General features: G+C 50.0%; 17 protein-coding genes and 1 pseudogene. 9 read left to right on the forward strand and 9 right to left on the reverse strand.

The features are described from left to right. Positions 1 to 135, forward strand: a pseudogene (locus QJQ48_RS21565) (IS701 family transposase); the annotation flags it as partial. Positions 136 to 340: 205 nt separating this feature from the next. On the opposite strand, the gene QJQ48_RS21570 reads toward QJQ48_RS21565, so the two are convergent. Genes QJQ48_RS21570 through bicA form a run of 3 tightly spaced genes read right to left on the reverse strand, consistent with a single transcriptional unit; the run spans position 341 to position 3714 of the window. Beyond that, the gene (locus QJQ48_RS21570; RefSeq protein WP_346293316.1) at positions 341 to 1750 is read right to left on the reverse strand and encodes a cation:proton antiporter; all 1410 of its coding nucleotides are present in this window, start codon (positions 1748 to 1750) and stop codon (positions 341 to 343) included. 44 nt (positions 1751 to 1794) lie between these two features. After that, on the reverse strand, positions 1795 to 2007 hold the full coding sequence (locus tag QJQ48_RS21575) for a hypothetical protein (RefSeq protein WP_346293317.1): 213 nt from the start codon (positions 2005 to 2007) through the stop codon (positions 1795 to 1797). A 3-nt stretch (positions 2008 to 2010) separates the two neighbouring features. After that, positions 2011 to 3714: a bicarbonate transporter BicA gene (gene bicA, locus QJQ48_RS21580; RefSeq protein ID WP_346293318.1), complete on the reverse strand. Its 1704-nt coding sequence runs from the start codon at positions 3712 to 3714 to the stop codon at positions 2011 to 2013. A 392-nt stretch (positions 3715 to 4106) separates the two neighbouring features. Between bicA and QJQ48_RS21585 the strand changes: the two genes are divergently transcribed. Next, a complete protein-coding gene (locus QJQ48_RS21585) occupies positions 4107 to 4457 on the forward strand; it encodes a DUF6788 family protein (protein ID WP_346293319.1) in 351 nt (116 codons plus the stop codon). A gap of 36 nt (positions 4458 to 4493) precedes the next feature. Here the strand turns inward: QJQ48_RS21585 and QJQ48_RS21590 are convergent, their stop codons facing one another. Then, positions 4494 to 8777, reverse strand: coding sequence for a tetratricopeptide repeat protein (locus tag QJQ48_RS21590; protein WP_346293320.1), 4284 nt, complete (start codon positions 8775 to 8777; stop codon positions 4494 to 4496). Between the two features lie 403 nt (positions 8778 to 9180). Between QJQ48_RS21590 and QJQ48_RS21595 the strand changes: the two genes are divergently transcribed. The 5 genes from QJQ48_RS21595 (at position 9181) to QJQ48_RS21615 (ending at position 14030) form a co-directional block, all read left to right on the forward strand. After that, complete coding sequence (locus QJQ48_RS21595; protein ID WP_346293321.1) at positions 9181 to 9864, forward strand: response regulator; 684 nt, start codon at positions 9181 to 9183, stop codon at positions 9862 to 9864. Next, complete coding sequence (locus tag QJQ48_RS21600) at positions 9848 to 12037, forward strand: CHASE2 domain-containing protein (RefSeq protein ID WP_346293322.1); 2190 nt, start codon at positions 9848 to 9850, stop codon at positions 12035 to 12037. Before QJQ48_RS21595 ends, QJQ48_RS21600 begins: the two co-directional genes overlap by 17 nt. Before the next feature lie 573 nt (positions 12038 to 12610). Beyond that, positions 12611 to 12922: an NfeD family protein gene (locus tag QJQ48_RS21605; RefSeq protein WP_346293323.1), complete on the forward strand. Its 312-nt coding sequence runs from the start codon at positions 12611 to 12613 to the stop codon at positions 12920 to 12922. 86 nt (positions 12923 to 13008) lie between these two features. Further along, positions 13009 to 13251: a hypothetical protein gene (locus QJQ48_RS21610; RefSeq protein WP_346293324.1), complete on the forward strand. Its 243-nt coding sequence runs from the start codon at positions 13009 to 13011 to the stop codon at positions 13249 to 13251. A gap of 164 nt (positions 13252 to 13415) precedes the next feature. Beyond that, the gene (locus tag QJQ48_RS21615; RefSeq protein WP_346293325.1) at positions 13416 to 14030 is read left to right on the forward strand and encodes an esterase/lipase family protein; all 615 of its coding nucleotides are present in this window, start codon (positions 13416 to 13418) and stop codon (positions 14028 to 14030) included. On the opposite strand, the gene QJQ48_RS21620 is transcribed toward QJQ48_RS21615, so the two are convergent. Further along, the gene (locus QJQ48_RS21620) at positions 14006 to 14914 is read right to left on the reverse strand and encodes a lysophospholipid acyltransferase family protein (RefSeq protein WP_346293326.1); all 909 of its coding nucleotides are present in this window, start codon (positions 14912 to 14914) and stop codon (positions 14006 to 14008) included. The two genes, QJQ48_RS21615 and QJQ48_RS21620, sit on opposite strands and share 25 nt — an antisense overlap. A gap of 59 nt (positions 14915 to 14973) precedes the next feature. Next, positions 14974 to 15405: a DUF2267 domain-containing protein gene (locus QJQ48_RS21625; protein WP_346293327.1), complete on the reverse strand. Its 432-nt coding sequence runs from the start codon at positions 15403 to 15405 to the stop codon at positions 14974 to 14976. Positions 15406 to 16985: 1580 nt separating this feature from the next. Between QJQ48_RS21625 and QJQ48_RS21630 the strand changes: the two genes are divergently transcribed. Beyond that, positions 16986 to 17591, forward strand: a complete 606-nt coding sequence (locus QJQ48_RS21630) for a Uma2 family endonuclease (protein WP_346293328.1) — start codon at positions 16986 to 16988, stop codon at positions 17589 to 17591. 129 nt (positions 17592 to 17720) lie between these two features. On the opposite strand, the gene QJQ48_RS21635 is transcribed toward QJQ48_RS21630, so the two are convergent. Together QJQ48_RS21635 and QJQ48_RS21640 are read right to left on the reverse strand one after the other, a co-directional pair. After that, positions 17721 to 18401 (reverse strand): hypothetical protein, encoded by a 681-nt coding sequence (locus tag QJQ48_RS21635; protein WP_346293329.1) that lies wholly within the window; start codon positions 18399 to 18401, stop codon positions 17721 to 17723. Further along, positions 18394 to 18930, reverse strand: a complete 537-nt coding sequence (locus QJQ48_RS21640) for a hypothetical protein (RefSeq protein WP_346293330.1) — start codon at positions 18928 to 18930, stop codon at positions 18394 to 18396. Before QJQ48_RS21640 ends, QJQ48_RS21635 begins: the two co-directional genes overlap by 8 nt. A 204-nt stretch (positions 18931 to 19134) precedes the next feature. Between QJQ48_RS21640 and QJQ48_RS21645 the strand changes: the two genes are divergently transcribed. Further along, positions 19135 to 19377, forward strand: a complete 243-nt coding sequence (locus tag QJQ48_RS21645; RefSeq protein WP_346293376.1) for a DUF2267 domain-containing protein — start codon at positions 19135 to 19137, stop codon at positions 19375 to 19377. Between the two features lie 18 nt (positions 19378 to 19395). On the opposite strand, the gene QJQ48_RS21650 is transcribed toward QJQ48_RS21645, so the two are convergent. Then, positions 19396 to 21786, reverse strand: a complete 2391-nt coding sequence (locus QJQ48_RS21650; protein ID WP_346293331.1) for a WD40 repeat domain-containing protein — start codon at positions 21784 to 21786, stop codon at positions 19396 to 19398. Positions 21787 to 22100 lie beyond the last annotated feature (314 nt).

A 22100-nucleotide genomic window follows, 5' to 3' on the forward strand; every position in this document is an offset into this window, starting at 1 on the left:
CGGGCCTTTGTCGAGTTGGAGTTGCAAGTCTGGCACCAGCAGTTAGGCAATTGGTATGAGCTCCAACGTCATCTCTATCAGGACGTCGCTCGCCAGTTCATACTTCAAGCACCTCTGATGGGTAGGACCGCTTGAATCTTAGTTTTGTCGATTTTGTCAATGCGTAAGTCCTGATGAATTAAAGAAAGTAACCTTACCCCAAAAAACAAGACATTCTTTACAGAATGAGCCACAGAGAAAATCTGCGCTTTTTCGGGGTAAGGTCAAATTTGTAAAAGCTCAGGTTCAGAAACAATCCTGACTGCTCAAGCCCTGAAGCTACAGGCAGGGCATTGACGAATCATTTAGAGGTAGACAGCGTGACCTCTTCGGCAAGCACTGCTTCCGACTGGTCTTTGAGAGAAAATTGCAGTAAGGGCGGTGCCAGAAAGGTGGTCAAAATCACCATGACGATGATAGCGGCTTCTAAGGGGCGATCCAACACGCCGCTGGCAGAGCCAATTCCAGCAAAAACTAAGCCTACTTCCCCGCGCGGAATCATGCCGACGCCAACGGCTAGACGATTGACATCGGGCTGACCAAACACGGCCCAGCCTGTGACGATTTTGCCCACAATTGCCACCACAATCAGGAAGGCCGCAATAATCAAACCGGCTCTGTTTTCCGCCACTGCCGGATTCAAAACGCTGAGGTCAGCCTTGGCCCCTACGGTCACAAAGAAAATGGGCACCAGCAGATCGGCAATCGGCATCACCTGCTGATCTAACTCCTTACGCTTATCGGTTTCATCCAGCACCAGACCAGCAGCGAAAGCGCCTAAAATTGCCTCTAAATGGATAATATTGGCAAGCACCGCCATCACTAAGGCAAACGTAAAGGCCGGAATCAGCAGGGCACCGCGCGTTTGCAGCTTATCAGCGATCGCCACAAAGCTTTGATTAAAGAACTTACCGAGCAGAATAGCTCCCAGTAGGAAGGCACTGGCGCTGATGATGAGATAGACCACATTCAGCAAATCTACCTCGCCGGTTTTGGCTAAACTGGCGACAACAGCTAGCACAATGATGCCGAGGACGTCGTCGATCACTGCCGCGCCGACAATAATTTGACCTTCCGTTGACTTAAGCTGTCCTAATTCTGACAAGACTTTAGAGGTAATGCCGATGCTGGTCGCCGTTAGCGCTGCCCCGGCAAAAATGGCCGGAATCACCGCCACATGAAATAGCGTCACTAGCCCCACCGTACCCAAGATGAAAGGAGCCGCCACGCCGACTACTGCTACAACTGCTGCCTGATAGCCAACCTTGCCCAACTCTCGCAGGTCTGACTCTAAGCCAATTTCAAACAGGAGTACGATGACGCCTAGCTCAGCTAAGACAGAAATTACCTCGCTTTGACTCTGGAAGATGTGGGTCACAGCGGCGGCATCTAGCTGACCGAACTGCTGCAAAATGCTGATGATGGCGGAATCTGTGGCCACCCCGTTTTCTGGGAAGAGGAGCAAGTGCAAGGCTGAAACACCGACCAGAACGCCGCCAATAAGCTCTCCTAAAACCGGCGGCAAATTTAGCCGCTTAGAGAACTCGCCCCCCAGCTTGCTGGCTAGATACACCACAATCAGGCTTAGCAAGACGCCCGTAATCACAAACGAAGCATAGTCCGCTTCGGGGGTGGCCGCTAGAACCCAGGGGGGCGACGGCCACACATCAATCCAATCGGCTAACAAGCCCGAAGTTATCTCCAACTGCATAACAATATTCTCCAAAAAGCAACATACCGAGTCATCAAACAGGCTCATTCGCTTGCCAGGGAACTCATTTGCAACCAGCCAAATGCCACAATGCTGATACTGAGTAAGAGAGTGCTGGGAGCGATCGCCAAGCCCCAGAGAGCACTTAGGATTCCGGCACTGTAGACAGCGATCGCGTAAACCTCATCTGCCTGCGTCAAATACCGGCCTAAGCTGGTCAAAATCAAAGCCAGTGACAGCAGTATCAACCAGGGCATGGTCTAAACCCTCCGTTGCGGTGGGACAGAGGAACCCGGTTCGGAGGCTAGCTGATTTAAGTCCGGAAAGACAGTGGCTACGGCATCTCTTAAAGCCGCTGCGCGATCCATATATAGGTGATCTGGGGGAACCAGGCTGAACACTTTGAGCTTCTCTAGACGGCGCTTGGTTTGTCCAGAAGCTCCCACAATAAAGACCTGACGCTCTTTCTCAACCGCTTCTTGAACGGCATTTTCCAAGGTGAGGGAAGCGGTGACGCCTAGGTGAGGCACATTGCTCAAATCAAAGACAATGGCGTCACAGTCACGGATAGCATTGTGTTCACGGGCGATCGCCTTGGCTACGCCAAAGATCATGGGGCCGCTAAGCTGAAACAGCAGTACTCGACCGTTAGCCTCATCTAGCCAGCGCTTTTCATCGGGTTCCAGCAAAATGGCATCATCAGCATCGGTAATCGCTTTAACCGACTCGGCTCGAAGCTGACTCAGACGGTCAATTGTCAGAATGTTCGCGACAAAGACACCAATTCCCACAGCGGCAATCAGATCCACTAACACCGTCAGCAAGATCACCCCGTACATGATCAGGGAGCCTTTGATCGAGATTTCATGGGCCCGCTTCAAAAAGCCCCAGTCAATAATATCGATACCCACTTTTAGGGCAATTCCAGCTAAAACCGCTAGGGGAATCGTCGCCGCTAGATTAGCCGCTCCAAGAATTACCACCAGCAAGACCCCAGCCCGGACTAAACCAGACAGCGCTGTTCGGCCCCCAGTTTGAATATTGACCACCGTTCCCATCGTGGCCCCGGCCCCGGCAATCCCGCCAAATAGACCTGACATCAGGTTGCCTAAGCCTTGGCCAATCAGCTCTTTATTAGAATTGTGCTCGGTGCGGGTCAGACTATCGGCCACTAACGAAGTCAGCAGGGCATCAATACAGCCCAACATGCCTAAAACTGCCGCATCCACAAACATGAGCTGGAGCTGATCCAAGCCAAAAGTTGGCACTTGGATGGCCGGAAAGCCTGCCGAAATTTCGCCAATGCGGCGAATATCGAGTCCCGGAAACAGAATGAGCGATAGTACCGTACCCGCAATTAGGGCAACAAGCTGGGGGGGAATTATCCGCTTAAATTTAGCGGGCATAAACCAGATGATGGCCACTGTGATAACCGCCAAGGCAGTCTCGGCTGGCTGAATATTGGCCAGTAGTTCAGGAATCGCCTGCAACGTGCCGACTACGCCACCGGGAGGGCTGGGCTGGCCTAAAAACGGAGCCAGCTGCAGAATCACCAGAATGATGCCGATGCCGGACATAAAGCCCGAAATCACGGTGTAGGGCATCATTGTCACGTATCGGCCCAGGCGCAGTGAGCCGAAAATAATTTGAAATACCCCTGCCATCATGACGACGGTAAACGCCATTGCTAGGCCGTCCTCAGGATTAGAGGCGGTTAGATTGGCGATAACTGCGGTCATCACCACCGTCATCGGGCCAGTGGGTTCAGAAATGAGCGTGGGCGTCCCGCCAAATAGGGCCGCAAAAAAGCCTACCAAAACAGCCCCCCACAGGCCGGAGGCAGCTCCTGCACCAGAGGCTACCCCAAAGGCGAGGGCCATTGGCAGGGCGATGACGGCAGCGGTGACGCCGCCAAAAATGTCGCCGCGTAAATTGCGGAAATTAATTCTGTTAGTAAGTTGCATGGTCAAACCATTCAAGTTCAGTGAATTGGTAATGGTCTTGCGAGGTGGAGCTTGGGCTTAGATGTCACTCAGGGAGATGCGACTACCTCTAGGGGCATCTCCCTGAGTTGAAAAAAGGCTATCCAGATTCAATAGACACAAATCTATATTTAATAGTAGAACCATTGAGTTTAATCTACTACATAAACTCCCCGGTTTGAACCACAATGGTGTGAGTATTTTTAATTGAAGTAGCAAGGAGAGCTTATCGTTGGGCGATCGCAGGGTCGATGCCTGCTTGATAAACGGCCCGCTAGGGCGATCGCGCCTGCGAATTTACGCTTGCAGGGCAGAATGTTTTTCTTAGGTAACATTTCTAGTACACTGAACAGAAGAGTTTGTTACCTAAGAAAATGTCTTCCTCACGCCAATGGACACAGGCCGCTGCCCGCCAAGAAATCGCCCGCTGGGATCTAGCAGAGCAAAGACGTTTACTGGCTTGGCTGCGGCGACAGGTCGATGCGGCTGACCAACAATCGGCTGAGGACTGGCAGCCGCCCGGTAGCGAAAGTGCCATTGAGCGGCGGCATATCGGCAAGTCTTGCTTTCTGCTTCAGGGGGTGAAGTGCGGCAAGGCCAACTGCAAATGCGCGGCTGGAGATCTGCATGGCCCCTACTGGTATGAGTTTTGGCGAGAGGGCGACAAGGTGAAAAAGCGCTATCACGGCAAGCAGATCAAGCTGAAATGGCTAGCGACGCCCTAAACATATTGAGTAAGTCAGCTAGAGGCTTAACTAAACCTACAGGCCGTTACCAATCAAAATAAACGGTGCCCAGTAGTAGGGATGATCCAGGTTTTCGGCGGTAAACGCTTCTCCGGTTTGCCGATTGACAATGCCGATACTCGCCCGCGCTGCACCTATCGCTGAGAAATCACCTGTAATCAGCGCAACTTGGGCCTGTTGCAATGCTTCAGCTTTCGTCATGCCTTGACCGAGAGCGTTGTAAAAAGCAGTCATTAGAACCTGAGTGCCCTGATCGCTTACCTGCCACAGGGACGATAGCACGGCTTTCGCGCCCCTGGTCTGAAACGTGTAGCCCAGACCCAAAATCTCTTCGCCATTGCCCAGTCCACCTACTCCGGTTTCACAAGCACTCAGCACCACTAGATCAACTCCATTGAGCGTCCAGCCTTCGATATCTCGCAGCGTAGGCGTGTCGCCATTGCCAAAAAGAATGAACGAATCCTCTGGTACACCGGGGACAAAAGCGGCATGAGTAGCCAGATGCAGCACGGTGTACTCATCCATTATGGGCCGCACGGCTGATAGGCTAAACGCCTGATTGAGAAATGTTCTCTCAGCGGGCAGCGTTTCTACTTCTAAGCCGGCACCGGGGAGTCCTGTAAAGGTGTAGGACGTACCGTTGACCTCTGGGGTGTGTACCAGGGTTTCATCGGTGTAGGCGGCGGCGAGAATGCGGGGCTGAGCAGCGTCAGCTTTGGTCAGGTCAGTCAGGGAGGCGGCGGTGATGTTGTTCACCCGGTAGCGCTGAGTCAGCCACTGATTGCCATCGTGCAGCGCGGCCAGGGGAATGTAGCGGAGCTGACCATCCGGGGCATAGATGATGGTTTCGACTCCGGCGGCAGCTAAGTCGTCTTCTAGGGGCCGGACTAGCCAGTCGTAGAGCTGCTGGGCTGAGGCTTCTATGTCTGAACCGGGTCGGGTCAAAGCTTGGCGAAAGGCGAGAATGGCCTCGTTGAGTTCGGCTTTGGTGACGGGGACGGTGCGTCGCAGCGGGGGTGAGTCGGGCGTGGTGATCACTAGCTCTAAGCGGTCTTCTAGAATCAGCGGATAGAAGATGGCGGCATTGAGCTGTTGCAGTTCATCTCGCTGACGACTGAGCTGGTCGAGATTGACGCTGGCTTCTCTGGCTTCGTAGCTGAGCTGCTCAAGCAGGGCACGAATTTCGGGGCTGCGAGTGAACTCGCCAAAGCTGCTGTTGATTTCAGCTAGTAGGTCAGTGAGCTGAGCAATTCGCTGATTTTGGGCGGTGCTGCGCTGGTCTTCAGCAATGTCTTTGAGCGTTTCGAGTTCTTGGCCTAGAGCGATCGCCGATTGCTGTCTTTCTTCATAGCGGGCGAGGATAGTGGCTTCAGGGCGCAGATAGTCTACGCCAGTTTGAGTATTGCTGTTGCCGCGCACGTCGCGCAGATATTCGTCTAGTTCTTGAACTTTCAGCAAGTCGAGAACACGCTGGGCTTCGAGGATACGGTTTTGTTGCAGCAAGAGATCGGCGAGGGAGCGATAGCTGTCGGCGATGGAGTCTGTATAGGAGGATTGCAGATCTGTATCAAGCGTGCCTAAGCCACCGCGAATGGACTCATACACGTTGACGGATTGTTTATGAAAGACGATTGCCAACTCTAACTGGCTTTGATTTTCGAGCGTACTACCAATGTTATTAAGCGTTATGGCCTCACCACCGCGATCGCCAATCTCTTGAAGAATCGCCAGTGAGCGCTGGTAGTAGTCTAGGGCTTCTGCATACTGTCCCAATCTGTCATAGACATGCCCCACGTTATTAAGCGAAGTTCCTTCACCACCGCGATCGCCAATCTCTTGACGAATCGACAATGAGCGCTGGTAGTAGTCTAGGGCTTCTGCATATTGTCCTAAACCGGAATAGACACCCCCCACGTTATTGAGCGAAATTCCTTCACCGCGGCGATCGCCAATCTCTTGACGAATCGCCAGTGAGCGCTGGTAGTAGTCTAGGGCTTCTGCATATTGTCCTAGGCTGTCATAGACACTCCCCACGTTACTAAGCGAAGTTCCTTCACCGCGGCGATCGCCAATCTCTTGAGCGATAACCAGTGAGCGCTGGTAGTAGTCTAGGGCTTCTGCATACTGTCCTAGGCTGTCGTAGACAAGCCCCACGTTGTTAAGCGAATTTCCTTCACCGCGGCGATCGCCAATCTCTTGACGAATCGTCAGTGAGCGCTGGTAGTAGTCTAGGGCTTCTGCATATTGTCCCAATCTGTCATAGACACTCCCCGCGTTATTAAGCGAATTTCCTTCACCACGGCGATCGCCAATCTCTTGAGCGATAACCAGTGAGCGCTGGTAGTAGTCTAGGGCTTCTGCATACTGTCCTAGTCGGTCATAGATACTTCCTACGTTATTGAGCGAAGTTCCTTCACCGCGGCGATCGCCAATCTCTTGACGAATCGCCAGTGAGCGCTGGTAGTAGTCTAGGGCTTCTGCATATTGTCCCAAACTGTCATAGACACTCCCCGCGTTATTAAGCGAAGTTCCTTCACCACCGCGATCGCCAATCTCTTGACGAATCGCCAGTGAGCGCTGGTAGTAGTCTAGGGCTTCTGCATACTGTCCTAGTCGGTCATAGACACTCCCTACATTATTGAGCGAAATTCCTTCACCACGGCGATCGCCAATCTCTTGAGCGATAGCCAGTGAGCGCTGATAGTAGTCTAGGGCTTCTGCATACTGTCCTAAACTGTTATAGACAAGCCCCACGTTACTGAGCGAAATTCCTTCACCACGGCGATCGCCAATCTCTTGAAGAATGGCCAGTGAGCGCTGGTAGTAGTCTAGGGCTTCTGCATACTGTCCTAGTCGGTCATAGACACTCCCTACATTATTAAGCGAAGCTCCTTCACTGCGGCGATCGCCAATCTCTTGAAGAATCGACAATGAGCGCTGGTAGTAGTCTAGGGCTTCTGCATATTGTCCTAGGCTGTCATAGACACTCCCCACGTTATTAAGCAAAGTTCCTTCACCACGGCGATCGCCAATCTCTTGAGCGATAGCCAGTGAGCGCTGGTAGTAGTCTAGGGCTTCTGCATACTGTCCCAAGCTGTCATAGACACGCCCCACGTTATTAAGCGAAGTTCCTTCACCGCGGCGATCGCCAATCTCTTGAGCGATAGCCAGTGAGCGCTGGTAGTAGTCTAGGGCTTCTGCATATTGTCCTAGACCGGAATAGACAAACCCCACGTTATTAAGCGAAGTTCCTTCACCACGGCGATCGCCAATCTCTTGAGCGATAGCCAGTGAGCGCTGGTAGTAGTCTAGGGCTTCTGCATACTGTCCCAAGCTGTCATAGACACGCCCCACGTTATTAAGCGAAGTTCCTTCACCGCGGCGATCGCCAATCTCTTGAGCGATAGCCAGTGAGCGCTGGTAGTAGTCTAGGGCTTCTGCATACTGTCCCAAGCTGTAATAGATACCCCCCACGTTATTAAGCGAAGTTCCTTCACCACGGCGATCGCCAATCTCTTGACGAATCGCCAGTGAGCGCTGGTAGTAGTCTAGGGCTTCTGCATACTGTCCTAGACTGTCATAGACACGCCCCACGTTATTGAGCGAAGTTCCTTCACCACGGCGATCGCCAATTGCTTGATAAATTGCCAGTGATCGCTCAAACAGCTCCAAAGCCTCTGAATACTGCGATGTATTGAGTCGCTGTAAGCCCTGACGATTTAGTTCATCCGCCTCAAATTTTCTGATAATTGGATCATCCGGCTGCACAGGTTTCACCGTCAGCCGATAGCTGCCCTGCCCCGTGTCTTCATAGCTATTAGCGATCGCCTGATACACACCTCCCTGCGACAGCACCACCGCAATTTGCGAGTTGCGATCGCCGTCGCCGATATCATCATTGCGAAAAATTGTTTGCCCTTGGCTGTCCTGCAGCAGCAGATAGGCATCAAACTCAGTGCTTTCTAGCGTAATAACGACCGCCTGCCCCGCTGCTGCTTCAAAGGTATAAACGTCATAGAGGCTGTCGTCGCTAGTAAAAACAGCATCCCCCGGTTCAAGCGCCCCCGTCACCTCCAGCAGTGGCCCCGCCTCATCACGACTCTGCTTGAGCTGCTGCGGATCGGCCAAAACCTTCGTCTTCGGCGCTAGGGTTTTCTCAGGCTTCCGGGTTAGCGCGTCAGGTGCTAGCGATCGCGGTGCCAATCTCCCTCGTTCCTGAGAAAGCTCTGCCACTGCAATAGCGGGCATCCACACTACTGTCATTGCCACCAGAGTGAATAGCTTTGCGGAATAGCGCATGGGCAGAAACTTACACCTCAGAGATGACATTGACTTATATATCTGACAGGACAGAGCTTGTTCACCGCAACTACCCCAACACCTTAGGAATAGCAGACAAGAGAAGCTGCTTCAGGCTAGGGTCTAGTAGAAACGGTATAGTAAGCACAACTCCGCACCAACAAACCGCAACAAATTGCTAATCTCTACAGAGCCGACACCGCTGAACCTATTTGAGCTGAGAACTTTTCTACAACTGCAGTTCCAGTTTCTCAACGTTGGCCAGAAGACTAGCCGCAAAGACTCGACTTTTGTGTAAAAGGCTTTGCAGTTTTCAAGATTGACCTGACCGCGAAAATAGGTTTAGGTAGAAGTCTGGGCTTAAAAGGCATTTAGCGCTCGGAGACTGTTCTAAAGCAGCACAATGACACCTGACTTAGCAAAGCTGAAAGTTTTAGTGGTTGAGGATCATCCGGTCGTTTTAGAAGGAACTCTCAGTATTCTCAAGCAGTTTTACTCTGATTTGGAAACAAGGGCTGTCGATACCGAGGAAAAAGCCTTAAAGGAAATTTTCCAATATCGCCCTGACTTGATTATTTTAGATTTACAAATTCCTGAAAAAGAAAACGATCTCACCAAATTAGATACGGGCGTAGATTTGCTGAAAAAAATCATGAAGCGCTATCCCGAACAAAATTTAGCTGTGCAAAGCTCTTTCGTTTCCGCTCTCTGCCGCATCAAGCCCGATATTGATAATCATCAGGGCGGCTTCACCGTAATTGACAAAGGCCGATGTTCAACTCAAGAAATTTTTGAGCGCTTTGACTGTGCCCTCAAGGGCTATACCCATACTAAAGACATTCGTGGGCTACAGGCTGGTCTAGAAGTTAAACCAGAATGGTTGAAAATTCTGGCTTTTGCCTGTGAAGATGGCCTGCAGGATAGATCAATTGCTCAACAAATTAATGTCTCAGAAGGAACCATTCGGCACTACTGGACAAAAATCTATGATGTCTTAGGTATCTATCCAGAAGATGTCAAAGGCGATGGCAAGAATTTGCGGGTTTTAAGCTGTAATCTAGCGAGAAGCAATGGCCTCATCGATTGAGCGATCGCAAAAGCCAGCTACGCTGCGAGAGGTTATCATCGCCAGACTGATGAGATGGCGCATTGGCCTTGCCATTGTCGGCTTAATTGTAATTGCTAGGGCTGTTGGTCTTTTAGAGAGTTCCGAGCTATTTTTCTTAGATTTATTTTTAGAATATCGGCTACAAGAAGCTACCGATTCTAGAATTACCATTATTGGTATTGATGAACACTATACTAATCCGGATGGACTTGAGATTTCTGAGCAAGAATCCTATCTCACCGATCAAAGAATAGTCGAGCTCATCAACACTATTTTCGAGTCTGAACCAGCCGTCGTTGGGCTTGATTTTTTTATTGATAAGCCCCGTAGTGAAAACGAACAAAAAACAGATAGAGCTGAACTGATCAAGCTGTTTCAACAGCGGCGAAATCTAGTAGGGGTTCAAAAGCTGTTTGAACCTAGCGCTATAGGCCCGCCACCAGAACTACAACCCTACTTTGTTGAGCGCAGAATTGGCTTTAACGACTTTCCCACGGATGCGGCTGATGGCAAAGTCAGACGTTCTTATCTAGGCGTGTTGCTCAAAAATGAGCAAGAGGAAGATATATTTTATGAATCCTTTGCCCTAAAGCTGTCTAGCCTTTATTTAAGACAGCAGGGCTTAGTCGCTGAGAATGGTAAACGCGATACCAAAGCGATCAGATTTGGCGACACAGAAATTCCCAGACTCAAATTTGGGGCTGGCGGCTACTTTGGCGATCGCCTAGATGGACAAGTACAAACTCTCATCAATTTTAGAAGCGGTGCTAAAGCCTTTGAGTTTATTTCTGCTTCTCAGCTCATGAGTCAGGAAATTGATGAGGATAGAGTACAGGATCTCATTCAAGGCCGCTTGATTATTATTGGCAATACCGACTACCGCACAGCCCGCACCATCGAAACGGTAGTAGCCCGCAGCATTTTTCAGAACTCTGGCGACGAACCCTATGCTCCCAGTGATAAAACCGAGGCTGACACAGCCGCTTTTATCTATCGGATTTCTGATATTGCTGATCAGGTATTACAAAACGTGAGCGGAGCCTTCAACCAAACTGAGAATGAGACAGATACCAGCGATCGCATTTTTGGCATTGAGATTCAAGCCCACGCTACTAGCCAAATTCTCAGCGCGGTTCTAGACTCAAGACCTTTGTTTTGGACGTTGAGCACATTAGTTAGATACGGCTCTATTGTTGAGTATGGCTTTATTGTCGGCTTAGGAGCTGCCGGTATTTTAGTGGGTAAACTCTTTGCCTCTACGGTCAACGGATTTTTATGTTTAGGACTGGTCAATATTTGCGTTCTCGGTATTAGCTATCTAATTCTTTTTCACTCTGGGCTGTGGCTGCCCGTCTTTCCGGCCTTTATGGCCGTATCACTCAACGGTATTGCCTATATTGCTTTTTATCAAAGCGAACGCACCTGGAAGTCTCTCGTCCGGGAGCGAGATCAGGCTTTAGCAGCCCTAGAGAATGAGCGTCAGCAAACGGTTGAGCGGGCATTTGCGGCAATTCATAGCGGCCCACTGCAAACTTTGGCGGATATCCTCAGACATGTTCGAGATAAAAATATAAGTAATTTCCAAGTACTGAATCTGCTTGAAAACCTCAATGTTGAAATCCGAGATTTAGGGGAACACTTAAGACAGGAAATCGTCCTTAAAAGAGACAGCGTTTTGCTACAGGGCAATATCAAAATTGACTTGAGCCATCCCATGCACGAGTTATTTTATGAGGTTTATAAAGCTACTTTAGAAAATAACTGCAGCTATCCCGGTTTTCAATCACTTCAGGTTAGAACTGTCTCCTTTGATCCTATTTATGAAGGCTATCTGTCTTTGCAGCTCAAGCGTAAATTATGTCACTTTTTAGCGGAAATACTTTGTAACGTTGGGAAACACGCTAAGGGCACAACACGCTTGAATGTTTCCGGCAGGTACAAAGATAGTCAATACGTTTTGAAGGTTTCAGACAATGGCTCAGGTATAGTTTCTTTTCATGAGGGAGAAGGAACTCGATTTTGTCAAAAATTGGCTAGCAGCCTGCATGGAAAGTTTATTCGACAGGCAAAACACCCCACTGGTACACTCTGTATGCTGACTTGGGCACCTCAACCTGTTGAGGCAACTACATCGAGTATCTTATCGACATAATTAGTCTATGGATTTGAAGGGTTCGTAAAGTTAGAAGATTCGGCCTTTCCATCATTCAGATCGTTATGTTCAACTTAAACATAGTCTTATATTAAAAATATGATTGCGCTATCTATTCATAGAATTAAAGCCTTTACCTTAGCCGGATTAACTCTGTTTTTGCTTCTAGCTTGCACTACAGCTAGTCTTGCTGATTATAATCCGCCTGCCGGTGAACCCCCTCGCCGAGGCACCACATCCTCTGCCTAGGATCTGCTGAGAATTTAGAGATGCCTAAAGCTCATATTTTATCTTTTTAACCAGAACTGTTTCACATTACTTAGAGAAAATCCGCATCACCAATATTTCGCAAACGCGCCATTTTGGCTACTTGGCTAACAAAACTTTTATAGAAATTACTAAAAACTCCAAACTTGCTGCTACCAATCATCAAAATGAAGCTGGCAAAGCTTTGGTAAAGTATGCAATCTCCTGATTGAGAAAACTGCAAAAGATTGCAGATAAAAATCTATTGTTTTTATCCGGACTCCTCGCATAGTATCAAACCAGTCTGATACATGAGGAATTCATCAGATGAAAAACTCTAGCTTTATCCAAGGTCTACGGTTTCTGCTGCAATCGGACGAGCCGAAATCAGATCAGAATGGCGTTAATGAGGGACTGATAGAGATTGATGCGATCGCGTCCCGTGGCGGCAGCGAAGCAGTTGTTGAAAATAAAATTGAACCCGGAGAATTTGGCCGAGTTCGCTATCAGGCATCGCGCTGGAAGGCTCGCTGCAACAGTGCCATTGCGATCGCTGAAAATTCGCGAGTGAGAGTTTTAGGCCGACAGGGTTTAACACTTGTAGTTGAGCCGATTGAGCCTATCTGTTTCGCTCATTAGCTTTAGGTAGATAACCAGATTTTGCGCAGCTCCCTCTGTTTCTGGCTACTCGCCTATCTGCCTTTGTCGTATTCTAAGAGCCTCCTATGAAGCACGCCAACCACCATAATTTGCTGTTTAGAATTGCCTGTGACGCCCTAAAGCTACTAGCTATTATTACGTTTGGATTTATGGCCGCCTGTCTGTTTCTAGTTCCCTTTGGAGCGGCTGCTTTAGCACAGCCGCTGGTAGCAGCGGCGATGCCCTTTTTCCTCAAGCTAGCAGTTTGTATTTTGAGCGTTATTGCCATTGCCGGACTGCTGGAGTCCATAGGCGGTGGCGACTTCTAGGCTCACAGCTAACTTTGGAAACCGGGTGGTCCATCGGATGTAACAACTTCGTTCTCCGATTGGGAAAAATCCGGTTTCTGCCCCCTCTCGATCTATAATTGAAAGTATAAAAAGCGCTGCTTTGAGCGATCGCAGCGATGAGAAAATTGCTTCTCTGCTAAAGCATGAAGATACTTTTAATTCATGGTCTGAGCCGCAGTCCCCTTTCACTTTTATCGCTGGAGCTAAAGCTAAAGCGAAGCGGCTACACCACTGAACAGTTTGGTTATCTAGCAGTCACCGAAAGTTTTGAGAGCATTGTCAGGCGGCTGTGCCAAAGACTACAGCGGTTGGCGAGTCAGGGAGCCTACGGCATTGTGGCCCATTCTTTGGGAGGGCTATTGACCCGGGCGGCCCTCAGCCGCCATCGCGTCAGGCCGCCAGAACATATCGTCATGTTGGGGACGCCGAATCAACCGCCACGCTTAGCTGCTTTTGCCTGGCGCTTACCGCCCTTCCGCTGGATTTCCGGTCAGTGTGGCTTCAATCTTAGCCGTCCCGATTTCTTTATGGCCCTGCCCTCTTTAGACATCCCCTACACGCTCATTGCCGGAACAGGTGGCCCTAGGGGACTCCTGAGTCCCTTCGGAGACGAGCTGAACGACGGCATTGTGGCGCTCAGTGAAACCCGGCTAAAACCCACTGACGCGATCGCACAGCTTCCCGTTTGGCACACCTTCATGATGAACGATCCGGCTGTGCAGCAGACGGTGCTTCAGTCCCTAGTCTCTTCTTCCTGAACTAGCTGGTCAAGCTGGCGCTGCATAGTGCTAACAACTTGGTGATAGCAGCGCTGCACATAGTCGCGATCGCGGGCGGCCTGCTGCCCGTAGCGCTCAAAGACAATTGGGGGACAGACGCGGGTGTGCAGGCGCACGGGCAGGGGAATGTTGGGTAAGGGGCCGACAGCGAGTCCCCAGGGCAACCCCAGATAAATCGGACAGGTTCCAGGATCGATGCCCAGCGGCCAGGGCACTCCCGCCCGGTGTAGCCGTTGCAGCTGCGGGTAAACGTCAGCCAAAATCACCAGGGTTGAATGTGCCCCATAGGAAATCAGGGGCACGATGGGGACTTCTGCGTCCAAGGCTAGCTTGATAAATCCCTGACTATTCCCAAAATGAATCTGGTGTCGCAGCGAATAGGGCCGAAAGACATCCTGGACGCCACCAGGATAAATCAGCACGTTAGCCCCGGCCTCCAAAGCCGCGATCGCCATCTGTGGGCGAGCCTGCACTGCGCCCACCTGAGCGGCCAGCCGGGCCACCCCCGGAAATACCTGCCACATTTTCGGCTCCATCAAAGCATAAACCGGACGGGCAGAGCCAAAGCGCTGGCACCAGTCATAGGTCATCATGACCGTATCGGGGGCGGCCAGTCCGCCATTGTGGGAGCCAATCAGCAAAACCTTCTCGTCTTGGGGGATATGCTGCCACCCATCCGTCTGCACCCGAAAATAGTTTTCGTAGAACCAGCCAAAAAAAGGTAGCAGTTGCTCAATTACCTGCGGATCGCGATCCTCTAGCGACCAACCTGTAAAGCGATCGCCTGCAGTTAAGGAAGCCTGCAGCAAAAGATTGGCTAGGTCCACAGCTGACTGCAGCGGAAAATCCAGTTTAGACGGCATTAAATTTATGGGTTCATAGCGAAGAACTGTAGATAATGCTATCTAAAGGCTGCACAAAGCTAAACTTGCTCCCAAAGCACCTGTAGACCATCCGGTAAAATTTGAGAAATCTCTTTGGCCCGCTCGGCAGGCAGTTCTTCTCTAGCTGTGGAGAAAACGGCAATGACAACGGCTTCGGGAGTCACGTTTTTGGGGACTCCGGCTTCCTGCTTGACACGCCGTAAAAAAGTTTCCGTATCGATTTCAAGCGGCGGGCGAAATCTGCTCAGCAGCGCCACAATGGGGTTATCATCTTTCCAAAGCTTGGCAATCTCTTCGTCTGAAAAAGAAGCCTGGATGCGATCGGAAGCCTCTGTAGTCATCATGTCTCGCATCGTCCGAAACACAACTAAAGTAATATCTCTAGCATCGTAAATATCAGGCAAACTCGCCTTTTGCATTACTTTCTCAAGGAATTTTTTCTCGACCTTGCTAATATTTTCTGACGCCATTATAGACTCCTAATAATATTGATGAATTTTACCAATAAGCTAAAAAATACAAGCTCATGCCTTCTTTCTCAGCCCCACGACAATACCATGTTTTAGCGGCGATCGCAGAAAAGTTGAGCGCCTAACTGCCGAGGACAAGAAATTTATCACTAAACTTAAATTCTCCTGCGGCAGAATACAAACTATGCTTATGCGTGAGGCTCGCTATACTCAAACCTTTTAGATATTTTACAAACCTCAGGGCAACAACTATATTCCGCCGTTGTAAAAAATACTAGTGGCCGATCGGGCTGGCCAGTTCAAATCAGAAAACAATATCGATCAAGCTCCTCATTTTCTCTGCAATACTATGTATGGAAATAGTCAGCTTTGGGCGCAATTACTGAAAAGAATGAACCTGACCCAGCGCTGCCGATAGTAAGCACTGAGACCGCATCTAGCGGGTACTATTTTTCCGGAGAAGCCCTATACGCTGAAGTTCATTAATCTTGCAGAAGATCTACAATCTCCTAGCGAAGATGGCTTTATACTGGAATTTATGAAGAGACAGCAGATACTAACACTATTCTGATAGGTAACACTAACGGTTTCATTATCGGTTATTGGTCTCATTGTAGAGATTCTCCATTACAAATCCCTTGGGGAACACCAGTTTAGAGACAGATAGCAAATAGCTGAGAAAACAGAAACTCATGTTTCAATTTGTTAAATCTACCCAAAAAAATTCTGCTTTGTGACTCAGGATACTAAAATTAGCCAAATTAGCCCAGGATAAGGGTTGCAGCCTCTCTATGTTTGGCATATAATTTTAGGTAAGAAATGCTTTAGACCGCAACTTCTCGATCGCAGCCTAATTGCTTACCTGAAGGGTTAGTCGTTAAGCCCAGTGAAACGGATAAATTGTGGAGTCGGTTTGAGCTTCTAGATAATGCTATAGAGCTGATATCTTCTGGAAGCTGAGCGCCATCCAGTCAGTTGCCTGCCACAGCGCTTGCCAACTGACTTAAAAGTTTCGAGCGATCGCGGTTAAAAACCGTATTAGCACCGCTGAATTTCGCTTTATGCGATTTTTGGTTGATGTTTAAATTGGCTTAGGCATCCATGTTCTCCAAGCGAGGAATCTGAGGAGATATGGCTGTGGCCTGATGCCGAATCCTGCTGTGCATAGCAATGTGCGCTCAGGGTTGGATTGCCCGGTAGCTCTGCCATGAGCGACCAGATAGCTCTGTGCTCTAGCTGAGTCATTGAGTTAGTCTAAGCCCTTGCCTTAATTGCGATCGCGGTGGTTCAGGCTGCTCGTGATAACTGCGGCTGTAAGCATCCTCTTCAATAACCAATAAACTAAATACCAACTGAATAGTCCCAATGTATCAAGCGCTCAGACCCCATCGATTTGTTTCTCTCTTCTTCATCCTTTCTCTATTACTGATAGAACAGCCCCTCATTCTAATTAGCCAAAACATATCTATCACCACCTTCACGCTTAGCTTTCTGCGAAATCTTATCGGCAGTTTTCATTGAGGCGATCGCCCCTCACAATTCACCTACAATAAGTCCATAGACATCTGTACTAATTCGCTATGGTTGCCTCTCCTCAACCCGCCCTCTCTGCCGAAGAGTATCTCCAGCTAGAAGCCGAAAGTCAGATCAAGCACGAGTATATCGCCGGTGAGGTCTACGCAATGGCCGGAGCCAGCGATACTCACGTCACGATTACCGGCAACCTGTTTGCTCTCCTCCGTAGTCACGTCAGAGGCAGCGGCTGTCGGGTCTACATTGCCGACATGAAAGTGCGAATTGAAGCGCGCGATCGCTTTTTTTATCCAGACGTGATGGTGACTTGTGATGGGCGCGATCGCGAAACTTCTAACTACAAGCGCTTTCCAAAGCTAATTGTAGAAGTGCTGTCTGACTCTACCGAAGCCTTCGACCGGGGCGATAAGTTTATGGACTACCAGCAGGTAGAGAGCCTGGAAGAATACGTGCTGATCAACACGCGACGTCAGCGGGTAGAATGCTTTCGCCGTAATGAAGCTGATCTCTGGGTGTTGCAATACTATGTGGCAGAGGAAACCGACCATTTTCAGCTTAAGAGCGTCGATTTTACCGAGACGTTTGCGGTTCTCTATGAAGATGCTGAATTAGAAGCGTCCCCTGCGGAGTCTTCAGAGCCACCAGAAATTTAGCTGTGTCTTTCAACTCAGGTAGCTGACCACGATTGGCTACCCAGCTAATGGCATCTATGTGATTGCAGCAGGTCGGGTAGGGCAGCTTTGAGGAACTGGCTGCTCAGCCTGGAGTGTTTACTTAGCTCATCAAGCGTCAGATGACTTAGGCCCTGGCTTTATCCGAATGTCTGCGGGTGAATAAAACTCGCCGCGCTGCTCCAGGGCATAGTTGCCCAGCAGTAAACCCAGCCAGACTTCGATTAGCGGTCTGTTTAGAGCTTGGTGCAGTTCCATCAGCGAAACTTCCGCGACCTGTTGCTGGGTCATCCAAACCGCGATCGCCCTAATCCAAACAGAAACCTGTTCTGCGTGAGCCGTCATCAGAGCCTGTTGAGCCGCAGTTTCAGCATCCATCTGATCCACCATTGCCAGCACCTTCTGCTTATCCACCGTATCGGCAACAGAATCTAACTGCTTGGGCATATCCGACCGCGAGCGACGGCGACGCACCGGCTCGGTAAACATGGAGACATCCACCTGTTGGCTTTGCCGCACCAGCCCCTGCAGCATTTCGTCTGAAAAGATGGGATCTTGAGGGTGATAGGTATCTTCCCAGTCGTCCAAGAGCCATCCGGCCTTGAGTTCATAGAGCTGGGCTAGTTGAGCAATGAGTAATGCCCCCAGCCGCAAATGATCAGGCAGAGGAAGCTGAGCGATCGCCGCTGCAAACTGCTGCCAAACATCCTCTAGTTTGACCGTTTGGGGAGCTACCCTAGCGGCAGCGATCGCTTCGTCTAGGGCCAATTCCAGCGGCTGGGTGTCAGTCATGAGTAGGGTCTATCCCCTCTGTAGGGCTATGCCGCAACGCACAGTTCGCGATCGGACATTCAGTTGGCTCTAAACGAATCTCCGGCTCGAACTTGGTGATACCATAGCGATCGCCTAAACGGGCTAAAACCTGGGTCAAGTAGGCCTGAATTTGACGATTGCGCAGTCCGGCACAGTGAATCGGTTTAACGTCTAGAACTTTAACATCACCCTGCCAAACAGCAGCCGCTAGGGCGTGCAGCGGCGCATCCTTGCGCTTCTCGCGGTAGAGATACAGATAAGCTACGGGGGGCAGCGACAGCGGAATTTCAATTTCGGTCAAAACTTTGGCTTCGGCCTGGGCCACCTGCTCCCGGTATTGAGCGCGGCGTTTGGAGTTGTTGTCGCGGCGGTGGCGGTAGTGGGAGCGGCGGCGAGGACAGACTTTTTCGTCCCAGCAGCTGTCACCATCGGGGCCGTGTTGCTGTTGCGCAACGGTAGCGCTCAGTTGGGCGCAGGCTAAACATTTAGAATTAATTCGCCTTGGCATTAGCCTCAATCCTGGCTAAACTTGGAGTGATTTCTCTACAAAGTCAAAACGCTGCACCACTTGGTATCAGGTCAGCATGGCGACTCAAGTATAGTCTATTCTGCCATTGTGTAATCTTTAGTGTAATCTTGGCTGTGTCTCGGTGGCGTCGACGCAGGTTTTGAGGGAGGTTGGCAATTTCAATCATCATCTTCTGATGAAGAGATCGCCCAGCTTTGGAAAAGTGATAATTCCATCGCGGCGTTTTTGAGTCGATTTCTACTCCCTCCCAATATTGATACTGAAACCTTCTTACGCCGCGTCAAAGGCGTGCCCAAAAACGTGACGTCAGAGGCCGTTGTCATTGCGGTTTTCTTGACCGCGCGGGAAGAACTCTCTGCTGAACGGGTGCAAGAAATCTCATCCATCCTGCCAGATGGCCTGCAGGTGCTGTGGGATCAGATTTAGCCAACGATAAACAGACCGCTATCTTTGACAGCCTTCTCGTTGTGCCTCTTCTGAAACGTAAGGACTGCTTTGCAAGTAGTCTTCTATTTGCTGACAGGTGTGAGACCTGAGCAGACCGAGTTCCCACGGCAATGTTTTGATAGTCGTAATGTCGTCACCGAGATCTCGATCAACGACTGAGAGAGTGCTTTCATCTGGGCTAAAGTGTACGAAGTCGCCTGGTAGCTGGTAGAAAAGCGTACCATCGATTTGCCAAAAGTTGATGGAGTCACCGCTTTTAGTGACAATAGTGCTACCGTCTGGACTAAACTTGCTGTACCGACCTTCCAAGGTGTCAATTAGCGTGCCGTCTGACAGCCGCAGCGCCGTAGTGCTATCAAGAGGATTGGACGTCACTATCAGGCGACTGTCAGGACTGAAGCTAATAAAAACGCTATCAGCTAGCGTATGGAGCAGAACGCCATCCATGTTCCATATTTTAACGATGCCACCAGGACTCGATGTTGCAACCGTTGTGCCATCGGGACTGAAGCTTATATATGATCCAATGCCCCGATCTTCACTGTCGTCGCTGTTGGCTTCTAGCGTATGCAGCAGCGTTCCGTCAGTAGCCCACAGCTTAGCAATGCCGCTTGCGTCTATCGTAGCGATCCTACGGCCATCGGGACTGAACTGTATGTCGTAAATTACTTTCGTGTGACCTTCTAGTGTTTGCAGAAGTTCGCCGTTGCTGCGTTGCCAAAGCCTTACAGTTCCTACACCTGCATTTTCCTCACCCGTTTTGGTCGCAACCAAGCGACCATCGGGGCTAAAGTAAGCGCCTGTGGCAAACTTATGTCCATCTAGGGTATGCAGCAGCGTACCGTCAACCTGCCGCAATTCAACAACGCTGCCGTAGCTGTACACAGCCAGTGTTTGCCCATCGGGGCTGAATACAACCCATGGATGCGATCCCAAATCGCTATCTATCGTGTGCAGCAGTTCACCATCAAGTTGAAACAGTTTAATCGTGCCGTCGTCACTGGAAGCAGCAACACTTTTCCCATCAGGACTGAAGGTGAGCGGTCTCGAACTCTGGTCGGGCAAGGTGAATGTATGGAGGTCGGCGTGAATGTTCAGCAGCGTATCGTCATCAATTTGCCAAATCTGAGCACTACCAGGGCCGCCCTTTTCACGATCGTTGCCTGCCATCAAGATGGCTTTTCCATCAGGGCTGAAGCGCACATCCGTTGCCATGTTGTCAAAACCTTTGAGCGTGTGTAAAAGCGTCCCGTCAGTTTTCCAAAGCTTAGGAAGATTGCCGCCTGTTACAAGGGTTTGACCATTAGGGCTGAAACGTACGTCTAGTACCGTAGCAGAGCCTTCTAAGGTGTGTAGTAAGGTGCCATCAGTTTGCCATAGCTTGGCAGTTCCATCTGCGCTGCCAGTAGCAATCAGTGTGCCATCTGGGCTAAAGCTAACGTCAAGAATCCAGTCGCTATGACCTTCTAGGGTATGCAGTAGCGTTCCGTCAGTCCGCCATAGCCTAGCTGAATCATCGCGGCTAGCTGTGATAAGCATTTGACTATCTGGGCTGAAGCTAAGATCGAAAACATCATCGCTATGACCTTCTAAAACATGAAGTAGCGTTCCATCGGTTCGCCACAGCCTAACAGTGCCACCGAACTCGGCAGTGGCCAGCAGTGTGCCATCTGGGCTAAAGCGAGTCTCTATGACAGATCTGCTGTGGCCTTCCAACGTCTGCAGCAGTGTTCCATCCGTTTGCCAAATGTTGACCTGACGATCGAAAGTGCCAACAGCTAAGGTACGGCTATCTGGACTAAAGCTGATGTCGGTTGTCCAGGAACTGTCGCCTTCTAGGGTTGCGATAGGCGTGCCGTCGGCTTGCCAAAGTTTGACGGCGCCATCCATACCATCACTAGCCGTAGCTATAATCTTGCCATCTGGGCTGAAAGCAGCATCCACAACATGATTGCTGTGTCCCTCTAGCGTATAGAGAAGCGTGCCGTCAGCTTTCCAAACCTTAGCTGTGTTGTCATCGCTAGCCGTGATGACCCGACGACCATCCGGGCTGAACTGAGCACTCCAGACCTGGTCACTATGGCCTTCAAACTCTACTACTCCAGTCGCGTCTGCCGAGAGCGCAGCTAAAAGAGCGGCCTTTACTTCATTTTGAATCGCCACATCGGATGTCTGGCTCTCCTCCAACAGTCGTGCCGACTGCAGCGCTGTTGTCAAAGCCGCTAGCTTTGTGCCAGAGGAGGCCAGTTCGTCAGCGCGCTCGGCGGTAGCTTTTACGTCAGCTGCACTTGTAGCGTTGGCGATCGCTACCTTATCTACCCTGTTAAGGCTCAGCGGTTGCTCAGGCGTGCAAGCGCCTCCGATAGCAGCTGCCGCAATTACACTCAAGGCGAGTCCTCGCTTAGATAAAGAATGACAGCAATTTGGGCCGTTGGTTTTAGTAGCTAAGTTTAATAGGGTTGTCACCTTCATGATGTAGACATTGTGCTTGAAAAGAAGCGATCGCTCAAAGTACTAATACTTCCTGGAGCCATCAGCTTATTCAAAAGAACTGAAAGAAAGGTAAGTTAACGTAGTCTGGCTTGGCTGATCTTCTATGTCTGCTGCTACATTTTACTCCGCGACATTGTCGCTCATACTCCCACCACGAACGCCTTCGATAAAAAGGTTGAAGCTAGATCTGATACCCTTTTCAAAAAGGG

The organism is Sphaerothrix gracilis Ecp01, assembly GCF_030405905.1.
Taxonomy (GTDB): Bacteria; Cyanobacteriota; Cyanobacteriia; order Phormidesmidales; family Phormidesmidaceae; genus Sphaerothrix; species Sphaerothrix gracilis.